Annotated in this window: 12 protein-coding genes; 5 read left to right on the top strand and 7 right to left on the bottom strand. The window is 32.0% G+C overall.

Translation table 11 applies throughout. From position 1 onward, the window contains the following. Positions 1–11 precede the first annotated feature (11 nt). From MHZ36_RS01940 to MHZ36_RS01950, 3 genes are all read left to right on the top strand, one after another. Complete coding sequence (locus MHZ36_RS01940) at positions 12–542, top strand: NAD(P)H-dependent oxidoreductase (RefSeq protein ID WP_239229264.1); 531 nt, start codon at positions 12–14, stop codon at positions 540–542. A 134-nt stretch (positions 543–676) separates the two neighbouring features. Continuing rightward, entirely contained in the window at positions 677–1,480 is an 804-nt protein-coding gene (locus MHZ36_RS01945) for a Cof-type HAD-IIB family hydrolase (protein WP_239229265.1), read from the top strand. A gap of 134 nt (positions 1,481–1,614) precedes the next feature. Then, positions 1,615–2,274: an NAD(P)H-dependent oxidoreductase gene (locus MHZ36_RS01950; RefSeq protein ID WP_239229266.1), complete on the top strand. Its 660-nt coding sequence runs from the start codon at positions 1,615–1,617 to the stop codon at positions 2,272–2,274. A 125-nt stretch (positions 2,275–2,399) separates the two neighbouring features. On the opposite strand, the gene MHZ36_RS01955 is transcribed toward MHZ36_RS01950, so the two are convergent. From MHZ36_RS01955 to MHZ36_RS01975, 5 genes are all read right to left on the bottom strand, one after another. Further along, positions 2,400–3,854: a glycoside hydrolase family 1 protein gene (locus tag MHZ36_RS01955; RefSeq protein ID WP_275432125.1), complete on the bottom strand. Its 1,455-nt coding sequence runs from the start codon at positions 3,852–3,854 to the stop codon at positions 2,400–2,402. A gap of 18 nt (positions 3,855–3,872) precedes the next feature. After that, on the bottom strand, positions 3,873–5,303 hold the full coding sequence (locus MHZ36_RS01960) for a 6-phospho-beta-glucosidase (protein ID WP_239229267.1): 1,431 nt from the start codon (positions 5,301–5,303) through the stop codon (positions 3,873–3,875). Positions 5,304–5,319: 16 nt separating this feature from the next. After that, positions 5,320–7,269, bottom strand: coding sequence for a beta-glucoside-specific PTS transporter subunit IIABC (locus MHZ36_RS01965; RefSeq protein ID WP_239229268.1), 1,950 nt, complete (start codon positions 7,267–7,269; stop codon positions 5,320–5,322). A gap of 276 nt (positions 7,270–7,545) precedes the next feature. Then, complete coding sequence (gene licT / locus MHZ36_RS01970) at positions 7,546–8,370, bottom strand: BglG family transcription antiterminator LicT (RefSeq protein WP_239229269.1); 825 nt, start codon at positions 8,368–8,370, stop codon at positions 7,546–7,548. A 568-nt stretch (positions 8,371–8,938) separates the two neighbouring features. After that, the gene (locus MHZ36_RS01975; RefSeq protein ID WP_239229270.1) at positions 8,939–9,742 is read right to left on the bottom strand and encodes a VOC family protein; all 804 of its coding nucleotides are present in this window, start codon (positions 9,740–9,742) and stop codon (positions 8,939–8,941) included. Between the two features lie 155 nt (positions 9,743–9,897). Here MHZ36_RS01975 and MHZ36_RS01980 point away from each other — a divergent pair, with 155 nt between their 5' ends. Further along, a complete protein-coding gene (locus MHZ36_RS01980) occupies positions 9,898–10,443 on the top strand; it encodes a tubby C-terminal domain-like protein (RefSeq protein WP_239229271.1) in 546 nt (181 codons plus the stop codon). Between the two features lie 442 nt (positions 10,444–10,885). Here the strand turns inward: MHZ36_RS01980 and MHZ36_RS01985 are convergent, their stop codons facing one another. Continuing rightward, entirely contained in the window at positions 10,886–11,164 is a 279-nt protein-coding gene (locus MHZ36_RS01985) for a GNAT family N-acetyltransferase (protein WP_239229273.1), read from the bottom strand. Positions 11,165–11,354: 190 nt separating this feature from the next. Here MHZ36_RS01985 and MHZ36_RS01990 point away from each other — a divergent pair, with 190 nt between their 5' ends. Then, positions 11,355–12,323, top strand: coding sequence for a metal ABC transporter solute-binding protein, Zn/Mn family (locus MHZ36_RS01990; protein ID WP_239229275.1), 969 nt, complete (start codon positions 11,355–11,357; stop codon positions 12,321–12,323). 123 nt (positions 12,324–12,446) lie between these two features. Here the strand turns inward: MHZ36_RS01990 and aldA are convergent, their stop codons facing one another. Then, the gene (gene aldA / locus MHZ36_RS01995; RefSeq protein ID WP_239229633.1) at positions 12,447–13,874 is read right to left on the bottom strand and encodes an aldehyde dehydrogenase; all 1,428 of its coding nucleotides are present in this window, start codon (positions 13,872–13,874) and stop codon (positions 12,447–12,449) included. Positions 13,875–13,951 lie beyond the last annotated feature (77 nt).

Consider the following 13,951-nt stretch of genomic DNA (forward strand, 5'->3'; position numbering starts at 1 on the left):
GGAATTTATCAATGTCGACCTTAGTAATTATTGCCCATCCTGATATAAATAATTCTACTGTAAATAAAAAATGGAGAGAAATGCTATCTGAACATGAGGAATTAGTTACAATTCATGAATTGTATCCTGAATATCCACATGGCAAGATTGATATCGAAAGAGAACAAAAATTGCTAGAAGCACATGATCGTATCATCTTTCAATATCCGTTATATTGGTATAGCAGTCCACCGTTACTTAAACAATATTTAGATGATGTATTCACTTATGGTTGGGCATATGGTTCAACTGGAAATGCATTAGCTGATAAAGATTTTGCGATAGCAGTTTCTATTGGTTCAATACCAGAATCTTATACTAAAGATGGTAACGTAAAATATTCTGTTGAAGAGTTATTGAGCCCGATGATTGCAACGACTAGATTTGTAAAGGCAAATTTTGCAGGCATACACAAATTGTATGGTGCATTAAACATCACACCAAGCTTAGTAGAAGAAAATGCCAAACAATATATAGAATTTATTAAAACACTAGATAAATAAATGTTATATAAGGATCCATGTGCTAAAAACATGGGTCTTTTTTTATGAAATTTATACGTCGCTTCGCTATGATTAGATGTAAATAATAGATATAATAAAGTAAATATATAACAAAGGATTCGAGGGGAGCACACATGGTAAAAGTAATCGCGGTTGATATGGATGGGACATTTTTAGACTCAAAAAAAACGTACGATAAGGAAAGATTTGAAAACATTTATAAACAACTTCAAGAGAAGAATATTAAGTTTATTGCTGCAAGTGGTAATCAGTATGCAAAGTTACAATCTATTTTTGGGGAAAGAGATATGCTATTTGTAGCTGAAAATGGTGCAGTAATATATGATGGTATAAATTTATTAGATTATCAATCATTCGATCGTGCATTATATCAACGTATTATTGATTATTTAAATATTGAACGTGGTATATCCAATTTAATTGTTTGTGGATTGAACAGTGCGTATATATTGAAAGATACACCTGAAATATTTAAAAATGTGGTGAAATTCTACTATCATCAATTACAAGAGATAGATTCATTTCAAGATTTGCCTGATGATGAATACGTAAAAGTTGCTTTAGATATTAACCGTGATACACATCCAAATTTAGAGGATGAGCTAACACAATATTTTGAAGGTGAAGTTAAGCTAGTATCAAGTGGACATGATAGTATCGATTTGATCATACCAGGCATTACAAAAGGTTATGCGCTAGAACGATTATTAAAAAAGTGGGGGTTATCAACTGCAGAGCTAATGACATTTGGCGATGCAAATAACGATTTAGATATGTTACAACTTGCCGAACATAGTTATGTTATGAAGAATAGTCATGATAAATCATTATTCGAAATTGCGAATCATGTAGCACCATCAAACGATGACCAAGGCGTATTAACAGTGATCGAAGAAAAGGTATTAAAGCAAAAATAAAAAGTTGTATGTTATAGCATTTATATAAATGTATTAATTGATATTGTATAAACAGATTACTTTAATCCGAGTTTCTAAGTAGCTTATACTTATATTTATAATATGATTCAAATCGAAAGGTAGGCACAGTAATCATGACTCAAATGCAAGATACAATTATTAATGCATTCAACTTTAGACATGCAACAAAGCGTTTTGATGCAACAAAAACAATCAGTGATTCAGAGTTTAATACAATTTTAGAAGCGGGTAGGCTTTCTCCGAGTTCACTAGGGCTCGAACCTTGGAAATTTGTTGTAATACAAAATAAAACCCTACGTAATAAACTTAAAGAAATTAGTTGGGGAGCACAAGGTCAATTAGATACGGCAAGTCATTTTGTCTTAATATTGGCGAGAAAGAACGTGATTGCTAAATCACCTTATGTTCAACATTTATTACGTGAAGTTAAACAATATAGTCCAGAATCAATTCCAGCGACAGAAGAAAAATTTGATAATTTCCAAACTGGTTTCCATATTAATGATAACGAACGTACGTTATTGGATTGGGCGCGTAAACAAACCTATATAGCATTAGGGAACATGATGACAAGTGCGGCATTATTAAATATAGATTCATGTCCAATTGAAGGATTTGATTTAGATGGTGTTACAAAATTGTTGGCAGAAGAAGGGATATTAGACGAAACACATTTCGCTCCTTCAGTTATGGTTGCATTTGGCTATAGAGAGACAGATCCTAAAGCAAAAATACGTCAATCTCAATCAGATGTGATTGAGTGGTTAGAATAATAGTTAAAAGAGAAGATTATAAATTATAAATGTAGTGAAAAAATAAAAAACAGACTTAGATATGCTTAATATCTAAGTCTGTTTTTTATAATTTTACAATAACTAATAAAAGGTACAATAAGTCTTTAAAGTGTATCCCCATTAGTTGCTATAATATGCTTATACCAATCGAAAGAGTCCTTTTTAATTCGTTTCTTACTACCATTACCATAATCATCTTGATCCACATAAATAAATCCATAACGCTTAGACATTTCACTTGTAGACATAGAAATTAAATCAATTGGTCCCCATGCCAGATATCCGATTAAGTCAACGCCATCTTGAATTGCTTTTTTAGCTTCGGTAATATGACGTTGTAAATAGTCTATACGGTATTGATCGTGAACTTGGTTATCATCTACTTCATCTATAGCGCCGAGTCCATTTTCAACAATAAATAAAGGCTTATGGTATCTATCCCATAGTTCGTTCAGTACGATTCGGAGACCAACTGGATCAATCTGCCATCCCCAATCGGAAGCATCTAAATAAGGATTTTTTAGACTGTTCATTAAATTACCATTAGTTGTTTTACCCTCTGGTTCAGTAGATGATAATAGTGACATATAATAACTAAATGAAATATAATCTACTGGGTATTGTTTAATAATAGCTAAATCAGCATCAGAAATATCTAAAGATAAATTATTTTCCACTACAAACTTGTTGAAATAATTAGGATACTCACCATTCGCTTGTACATCTGTATATAATAAATTACCTTGATTATCTTGTTGTGCTTTTAATACATCCTCAGGATTACATGTATTAGGATAGTACTTCATTCTTGCTAACATACAACCCATTTTTGCATTAGGAATAATCGCTTTTAATTTTTTTGTTGCTAATGCTGAGGCAACAAATTGATGGTGTAGTGCTTGGTAAGATGCAGATAAGGGGTCTTTTTCTTTGTCTGAAAGTATGCCACCACCAGTATAAGGTGAAATATTAATGATATTGATTTCGTTAAATGAAATCCAATATTTCACTTTGTTTTTGTATCGTGTAAACACGGTTTCAGCATATCTTACAAAGTGGTCAACTACAGCTCTATCGACCCAACCATTATATTTTTCAGTTAATCCAATTGGCGTTTCATAGTGGCTTAAAGTTACCACAGGCTCAATGTTATGTGATAATAAAGTATCAAATACTTTGTCGTAGAAAGCAAGTCCTTCCTCATTAGGTTCTGTATCATAACCGTTAGGAAAGATACGAGACCAATGTATTGACATTCGAAATGCTTTAAAGCCCATTTCAGCAAATAAAGCGATATCTTCTTTATAAGTATGATAAAAATCAATACCGTCACGCTTTGGGAAGCGACCTTGATAATTTGCAGTCTGAACTTGTTTGATTTTGTCGGAAGTGATTTCCATTTCGTTATCTTTAGTACGTTGTGCTTTAGGTATAAATTCAATAAAATCAGCAGTGGACATACCCTTACCATCTAAATTATAAGCGCCTTCAATTTGGTTAGCCGCAGTAGCGCCACCCCATAAAAAGTCTTTAGGAAAATTTGAATTCATATGAAACATTGTATTACCTCCAGTTTATTAATATGATAAATCTTCACCGTTTGAATTAATCACTTTTTTATACCAGTAGAATGAGTCTTTGCGTATTCGTTTTAATGATCCGTTTCCACGATTATCTCGGTCTACAAAAATATAGCCATAACGCTTTTTCATTTCGCCACTGCCAGCAGACACAATATCGATACATCCCCATGATGTATAACCAAGCAATGGCACACCATCTTTGACCGCTTCTTTCATCTGTGTTAAATGCTCACTTAAATACTTAATTCGGTATGAATCGTGAATTGCGCCATCTTCAGACAGTTCGTCAATTTCACCAAGTCCATTTTCAACGATGAAAAGTGGTTTTTGATAGCGGTCATAAATTTGATTCATTGTAACGCGTAAACCAACTGGATCAATTTGCCATCCCCAATTGGAAGCTTCTAAGTAAGGATTTTTTAATGAAGCAAAAGCATTACCCGATTCTTTATATTTGTTTACCTCAGAATCACCACTTTCAAGTCTACTTGAATAGTATGAGAAGGAAATATAATCAACAGTATATTGTTTTAATAATTCTTCGTCACCAACTGCTTTATTGATATCAACACCAAGTTCATCGAAAAGGCGTTTACTATAGCTAGGATATTCACCACGGGCTTGTACATCAATGAAAATATATTGCTCCCTATTTTTTTTAACTGCAGCCATGATATCTACTGGGTTACAGGTATTAGGGTATACATCACCAGCTGCCAACATACAGCCGATTTGGTTTGTCGGATCAATCTCTTTAGCTATCTTTGTTGCCAAACTAGAAGCAACAAGTTGATGATGTGCAGCTTGATACATGATTTGTTCCTTATTATCAGTATCCTTAATAATTAAGCCGCCACCGATATAGGGAATGTGTAAAATCATATTGATTTCATTATGGGTAATCCAATATTTAACACGTTTACTATAACGCTTAAATAGCACAGTCGCATAGTTTACAAAGTAGTCGACGGTTTTTCTGTTGTACCAACCACCATATTGTTCTGCTAAGTAGTAAGGTGTATCAAAATGATTGATTGTCACAATAGGTTCTATACCATATTGCTCAAGAGTATCGAATAGCTCATCATAGAAAGCAAGACCAGCTTCATTTGGTTCACGCTCATCACCATTAGGAAAAATCCTTGGCCATGAAATAGATACTCTTAATGCTTTAAAACCCATTTCAGCAAATAATTTAATATCTTCTTTATATTTATGATAAAAATCAATAGATTCGTGACTAGGGTAAAAATCAAAATTCTGATTGAGTGCCTTTGCTGGATTGAAAAGGGGTTCCTTTCTATCTTCGCCAGCTGGCAATAAATCTACTAAACTTAAACCTTTGCCACCTGTTTTATACGCACCTTCAACTTGATTTGCAGCAATTGCGCCACCCCATAAAAAATCTTTGTTTAATATTGACATTTAATAACCTCCATATTTAATAAATAATAGATAACAAATCATCTTGCTTATCGATATGAACCTTATTTTCAACAATAACGTCTTTGCTTAAATTTGAATTTGTGACTACAATCATAACGGTATCGTCAAAGTTTTGTTCTTGAATAAACTGGCTGTCAAATTCAATTAATGGTTGTCCGGCAATGACTTCATCACCTTGATTTACTAATGGCTTAAAGCCTTTACCATTTAACTTCACGGTATCAATACCTATGTGAATGAGTAGCTCTGTCCCGTTTTCAGATTTAAGTCCGATTGCATGACCAGTAGGAAATAGACTTTCTACTGTTGCATCAAATGGAGCGAAAATTGTATCTATTGTTGGTTTAATGGCAATCCCTTTACCCATAGCGAGAGATGAAAAAACTGGATCACTTACTTTTTCTAGTTTAATCATGTCACCAGATAATGGTGATTTAACGAAATCATCTTTAACAATTTGCTGTAATTCCAGTTGACCGTTAATAGTATGAGTTGTTTCTTTAATACTTGATTCTTGCTTGTCGTTAACTTTCTCAGTCTGTTCATTTTTGTCTGAATGTGCAATATAGCCAACAATAAGACCTACAATCAAGGCTAATACGGTAGCTAATACGCCTATCCAAACCGAAGAATCTAGTCCCGCTTTACCAATAAATGTTGTATATCCGAAGATACCTAATCCACCCATGAAATAAAGTTTTGTTCCAGCAAATCCAATTAATCCTCCAAAGATACCTGCAATAATACAACTATAGATAAACATTTTCTTTCTTGGTAACGTAATACCATAAATTGCTGGTTCTGTTACACCAAAGATACCTGATATTGCAGCGGGTAGTGAAATGGATTTTAACTTTTTATTTTTAGTTTTTAAGAAAATACCAAACACAATACCAGTCTGTGCAAAGGATGCAGCAAATATTAGTGGATTAATGATGTCATAACCAGTTGTTGAAACATTATTAATCATAATTGCTACTAAGCCCCAATGTAATCCAAAGATAACAAAAATCTGCCAAAAGGCACCTAGTAAAAGACCAGCTAAAATTGGACTTAAACTATAGATAGCTAATGCACCAGAACCTATCCAATTTGCTATCCAAGAAGAAATTGGTCCAATTACTAAAAATGTAATAGGTACGATAATAAGTAATGTGAAAAATGGAACGAAAAATGTTTTAATGACATCAGGAATAATTTTCTTTAATTTCTTCTCTAATTTTGATGCGAAAAATACCGCTATAATAATTGGAATTACACTTGACGTATAAGTCATAGAGATAATAGGTAATCCAGCAAATGTGAGACTAGATTGAACTTCAAACATTGAGCCTGAAAACAGTGTATTAGCACCCTCTGCACCTAACTCCATCGCTGAAACCAGGGTAGGGTATACCAATGCAGCACCAATTGCCATACCTAAAAATGGATTGGTATTAAATTTCTTGGCTGCAGTTAATCCTAAAAATATAGGGAAGAAATAAAATAAGGCATCTCCAATAGCGTATAACACTTGATATGTCCCAGATTTTTCAGTAATCCATCCCAATGCTAAAAATAAAGCTGAAAATCCTTTAATCATCCCAGCTGCAGCCAATACACCAAGAATAGGTTGGAATATACCTGATACTAAATCAATAAAACGACTGAGTAGACTTCCAGAACTTTCTTGCTCTTGTGAACCACCTTCGCTGTCTTGAAGGTTCGCAACGCGATTGACAGCATCGTACACGTCTGGGACGTGATTACCGATGACAACTTGATATTGCCCGCCAGATTTCATTACTGTGACAATATCATCATGTGACTTAAGAAATTCCGTATTTGCTTTAGATTCATCGTTTAGTTTAAACCTCAATCTTGTAATACAATGTGTTAAAGATAAAATATTATCGCTACCACCAACATTATGGACAATATCTCTTGCCAGAGATTCGTATTTCATAAAAAACCACCCCAGTTTTTTTGTATAAACTTCAAAATAATAAGTTACTACTAGTGAAATAATGTGGCCACATTTTATTTTTTACTAGCTTCAAAAAGAAAACAAAAAAACTCAGAATAAAACAGCAATGAATGGACATTCATCATGTTTATACTCTGAGTTTTGCCTACTTAAAGTTACAACCTCAAACGCTAATGTGTAGCGCCAAAAGCAACAATTAATATTAATTTGAGATAAGTATAGCGCTTAACCACATTAATGTCAACGCTTACATTCTTATTTTAATAATCTTGCAATATGCAAAATAAGATAAACTCTCTCATCAATTGACAATACATGTTTATAGTTCTTTCTTAAAAAATCTGAAATTTTGTCGACACATTGATCTGAATTTACATGTTTTTGTTGTAGTGACTTTAATAAACTTTCATCAGTTACTTCATTTAATGATTCATTGTTTAATAACCGTTGACTAAAAAATTTAAGGTGAGTCATAAATCTAGAATAATTTAACTCATCTTCAGTAATATGCAGATTAAAGTGATATCTCACAATATCTATGATGTTTTTAGTTATTTTAGTTATTTCATAGATTGTTCCAATTTCTTCATCGAGACTAGAATTCACAATATGCATTGCAATAAATCCTGCCTCGTCTTTAGGTAATTGAACACCAAATTTACTTTTTATTGAATTGATAGCATTCACTCCTAATTTAAATTCATTAGGATATAACTTTTGTATTTCATAAAGTAAAGGATTTTTAATTAAATGTCCTTCCTGAGTACGCTTTATTGCATAATCAATATGATCAGTTAAAGCGATATATACAGATTCTGCAACAGGTGTCTCATATAGTTGATTTGCAGCAGTGATAATTTCCTGAGTTGTAATTAAGACATCTTGATTAATTTCCTTTAGTAACTGCAACATACGTTCTTGTTCAACACTAGTTAAACGGAAAACCTTCTCGATATTATCCTTCTCAATCAAATCACCATTACATTTCCCAAATGCAATGCCTTTTCCCATAATAATGCGTTCTTCGTGATTGATTTTCGATATAACTACATTATTATTTAAAATTTTTGTGATTTTCATAAAGTAAATCACCCCAGACTTATTTAACATGTTCTAATTAATTTATATATTAAATATAAGATGTAATATTATGTTATGTCAAAGTAATTTGCTTTATTTATTTATATTATTGAATATCAGAATTATTATATGTGTCTATGTTGATGAAGATGAAATATTTACAAGAAAATGATATAAATTGAGATTCAAAAAAATTTGGGACATAAGCACTAGAAAAATAATGCTCAGATAAATTAATTTATCTGAGCGCTTCTTTTTATTCAATGCTTCATATTATTAGATCGCTTTCTTAGAGGACAGCTTCAGACTGTAGTCTTCATCTTGTCCTATTCTCTCAAGCGTCTCCCTAAATTCATCGTATTAATATATAATTTTACACTGAAACGCTAAAAAAATAATGCCTTTTCGTATAATTTAATAAACACTACTAAACTAAATTAACGAGGTGCCTTATGTGTAAAATTTAAAATATGCCTTAACTTATACTATTAGTGGTTATCATAAAATCAAAAACCTTCTTATACTGTCCAAGAACTTTATATCTGAAACAATTTTTTGAATAAATTTTTTATTCTGGAACTGTTGATTTATCACTATGAATCGTAATGTTAAAGCCTTCTGGAGATAATAATCTAGTATGATCTGTGTTCGGTTTATACAAGTCAATACTGGTAAGTCCAAGTGTGTTATTATTCTCTGTTCGTAATATACTTGATTGCCAAGTATTAGCTGCTATATGGTGATGATAGTGATTTGTAGACATAAATAAAGCATTCGGTAATGTAGAAACAAGTTCTAAGCCGAGTTGTTCTACATAAAATTGATATGCTTTATTGATATCTATCGTTTTCAAGTGTAAGTGACCAATTTTCGCACCACTTGGAAGACCACGCCAACCTTCTTGAGATTGATGAGTGAGCAATGTGTTCACATCTACGGCAAGTGTATCCATTTTTACTTTTTCGTCTTCCCATTGCCATACTTTAGCATCTCTATCTTGATAAATTTCAATGCCATTGCCTTCAGGATCGTTAAAGTATAGTGCTTCACTCACAAGATGATCTCCACCGCCGACTTGAATACCTAATTGTGTGACGTGATATAAAAAATCTGCTAAATCACTTCTACTTGGTAATAGATAAGCTATATGAAATAGGCCGCTTTCTCGTAGACTAGGTTGTCGGCCGTTGGAAAGTTCATTTAAAGTTAGTGTGTGACCACCATCTCCAACTTTAAAAGTAATTGAAGTTGATGATTCATCTATAGGACTAAATCCTAAAGTTGTTTGGTAAAAGTGAATCATAGTTTCTAAATCTTTTACATTTAACGTTATATTCGTTACTTGTGTCGCATGTTCATCATGAAAAGACATATTAGCCTCCTAAAAGTATCTTGTATTTAAATTTATTACATGTTGATTTTAGTATAAAAAGTATATTAGGTCAATGATAGAAACGCAATATATTTCAAAATATAGAACTTTCTATTTATAATTGTATTATAAATAAGGGGATAGGGAGTTGTACTATGAAACATTATTATTTTAAAGAAAACTTTTTTAGTGCTTCTAAATCTGCAATTGATGTATATGATGAACAAGAAAACGCTGTATTCTCACTTAGATTATTTTACACATCAACAACACAAGAGGCATTTTCATTGTTTGGACATCAGAAACATAATTATGAAATCACGGATGGACAAGATACGTATCGTATAATTCAAGAAAAAACAGTTAGTGGAACAATAAAAACACCGTTTAAAACGGTATGGCAAGTAGAGAAAAATGGTAATGTGATTGGAATGTTCCGCACAAAATTTGGAATGAAGCCAACAATGCTATTTGAAGGTAGCAAGGGTGACGTATTAAAGTTTCAATCTGGATTTATTTCTCGTAGTGTAAAAGTTATTGAAGGAAATAGTGAAATTATGCAAACTAAGTCGGAACGCTTTAAAATTGCATCGCAACATGACATTGCCATTGTAAATGAAACATATCATCCAGCAATGCTCATTTTATTATTTCAAGCATTTTATGAATACCAAGAAAATCAAAGAAAACAGTCTAATTAGAATGTGTTTATGTTGGAAAAGGCTTAATATTATTAAGCCGAAGGAAATAAAGATTACAACGAAGTAACTTCATTGTAAATAAAATAATTTTTTTAAAAAATAAGATTAAAAGGAAATGCTTAGGGAATGTAATTATCGACATCCTATTTATAGTATATGGTTTTTATGAATTTATAACTTTTATAATATTAGGATTTATATTTTAAATGCTTAGATTATAATGCCACAAATTCAAAAATTACATAGTATATGTAGACTATTTATAACTATAACTAGGCGGTTTATTTTTTTAATAAGGGGAGGTAATCAAATGACTGATACAGCTATGCCATTATTATTAAAAGTGATTGATTTATTAGCGAAGATTTATGGTTAATTTTAATAACAAGTAAAGGAGGCCGAGAAATAAATCTCGACCTCCTTTTTAATGCAAATAAATTAATTAACCTGCGTATACATCTTGATACTCTAAATGTTTTTCAATGACGTTTTTTGCGAAGGGACAAGAGGCTACAATGCTTAAATCATTTTCACGAGCATATTCCACAACGCTTTCTACCAACTTAGAACCTATACCTTGTCCGCCCATTTCGTCAGGTACACCTGTATGATTAATGTCAATTTGCTTGTCATCTACTTTATTGAACGTGATTTCTGCTTGAGGGTTATTTTCATCATTACCGATATAGAATTTATTAGTGCCTTGTTTAATTTCAGCCATTTTTATCCTCCTCAAATAAGTTTATATTTAATAAATAGCACGTTTTGATGTTTGATAAACAATTTGTTTTAATTAGAAGATTTAAAGTAAGTATTTTGAAAAATTTTAAGAAATTAAAAATAGTCATTGAAATATCTAGAAAATAAGTTTATAGTTTGAACGTAATAATTTCGATTTGGAGGCGTGTGCTTTGCAGAAAAGTTTGAAATATATAGTGCTTATTGCCTTAGTAATGTTATTAAGTGCTTGTGGCAATCTTGATAAAGATAAGAAAAAAGATGTAAGCAGTAAGAATAAATTAGAAATTTATACTACTGCATATGCTTTTCAAAATTTAACAGAACAAATGGGTGGTAAATATGTTGATGTAAAATCAATTTACCCAGCTGGTGCAGATATTCACTCATTCGAACCTACTCAAAAGGATATGATAAAAATTTCGAAGGGCGATTTATTTATCTATTCCAGTGATGAAATGGATCCAGTAGCAAAAAAAATTGCTAAGTCGATTAATAATAAAGACTTAAAATTACCTTTAGCAGATAAATTAAACAAGAATGATGTTCTTGCGGGAGAAGAACACGAACATGAGCATGAAGGTGAATCACATGATGAACATGAGCATGCAGAAGGTAGCAAAGACCCCCACGTATGGTTAGATCCAGTGCTAGATAAAAAATTTGCTAAAGAAATCAAGGAAACTTTAATTAAAAAAGATCCAAAACATAAAAAATATTATGAAAGTAATTATAAAAAAGTAACTAAAGATATCGAAAATGTTGATTCACAATTAAAAACGATTACTAAGAATCCAAAAAGAGATACTGTTGTAATCTCACATGATTCAATTGGTTATTTAGCGAAACGTTATGGCTTTAAACAAGAAGGTGTAACAGGAATGAACAATGAAGAACCTACGCAAAAACAATTAATGAAAATCGTTAATAATATCAAAGATACAAAGCAGCCCTATGTCTTATATGAACAAAACATTTCATCTAAGGTGACGGATGTTATTAAGAAAGAAACAAACACGACACCAGTAAGTTTCCACAATATGGCTACATTAACTAAAGAAGATAAACAGAAAAAAGATATTTCTTATCAATCATTAATGAAAAAGAATATTAAAGCACTAGACAAAGCTTTGAATAAATAAAATTTAGAATATATTAATTAATCAGACCAAGTAGACTTTTTCTACTTGGTCTGATTTCATATAAAAAAGTAACTCTGAACTTATCCATATATGGAAAAGCTCAGAGTTATGTTATTATGCTTGCTAATCATATCTAATATATGAAACAGTTGTATTGTAGTACTCTTCGAAACCATGAATACCATCAGCTCCACCTAGACCAGATTCTCTCCAGCCAGCATGATAACCATTAACGACTTCCTCAGCTTCACAATTAGCGTAAACTTCACCGAATTTTAATTCTTCAGTTGCTTGCATAATTTGCTTTAAGTTTTCTGAGAAGATATATGATGATAAGCCAGCATTAGTGTTGTTTGCTTCTGCAATTGCTTTGTCGAAATCTTCATATTCAATAATTGGAATAACAGGACCAAATATTTCTTCTTTAAATGCAGTGTCAGTAGTTTGAATATTATCTAATATTGTTGGTTCATAAAAGAACCCTGAGCTATTGATTTTATTACCACCAGTCACTAACGTAGCCCCATTATTAACTGCACTTTTCACTTTTTCATCAATACTGTCTAATTGTTGTTGGTTAATAATTGCACCATAGTCAGTATTATCATCAAATGGGTCTCCAACAGTTAATTGTTCCATTTTAGATTTAAGTTTAGATACAAATGCTTCGTGTACTTCTTTGTGCACAAAAACCCGTTCAGGGCAGGTACAAACTTGTCCTGCATTATTGATTCTAGCAGTTACAACATAATTTACTGCTTTATCAATATCGGCGTGTTCAGTGACTAAGACAGGTGCATTACCACCAAGTTCTAAATTGACTTTCTTAACTGTATTGGCACTTTCTGCGTAAACGGATTTACCGGCTTTCATACTACCTGTTAGAGAAATAAGTTGGATGTCAGGGTGTTGAGACAACTGTGTTCCGACTGTTTGACCAGTGCCCGGTACAATTTGAATTAACCCTGCTGGAATTGTAGAATCACGTAACAATTCAGCAAGTTTAAGTGTAATTAAGGTTGTTTCTTCACTTGGTTTTATAACAGCTGAACAACCAGTAATTACGGCAGGAATGATTTTTCTCATCAATACTAGTATGGGTGCATTCCATGGTACAATTCCTGCTGTTACACCAATAGGCTTTTTAGTAAGCAATATGGTTTCATTTTCTCTGCTGTTTTGTAAGACTTCGCCTTTATTTGAAAAACTTAGGCTAGTCATATAATCAATAAAATGAATGGCTTTATCTATTTCTCCTTTAGCAGATGCTAATGTTTTACCTTGTTCTTTAACATATAACTCAGCTAAGGTGTCTTTATGTTTTTCCAATAAAGGTATTAGTAATTTAACATGTTCGGCACGTTTCGGTTGAGGTACCTTTTCCCATTCTAATTGTGCTTGTTTAGATTTTTCTATAGCATCATTAACTTCTTCTTGTGTGGCAAAAGTGATTGTATCTATTTTCTCACCTGTTGCCGGATTAATAACGTCCATTGTGTCTTGTGATTGACTTTCTATAAATTCATTATTTACGAATAATTTATTCAAAATTGACACCTCCACGATATACTTCTACCACATATATAGGATATGAAAACGAAAGAATTTATTTTCAAAATCACTATACT

Origin of the sequence: Staphylococcus sp. ACRSN, from assembly GCF_022346615.1 — a bacterium.
Classification (GTDB): domain Bacteria; phylum Bacillota; class Bacilli; order Staphylococcales; family Staphylococcaceae; genus Staphylococcus.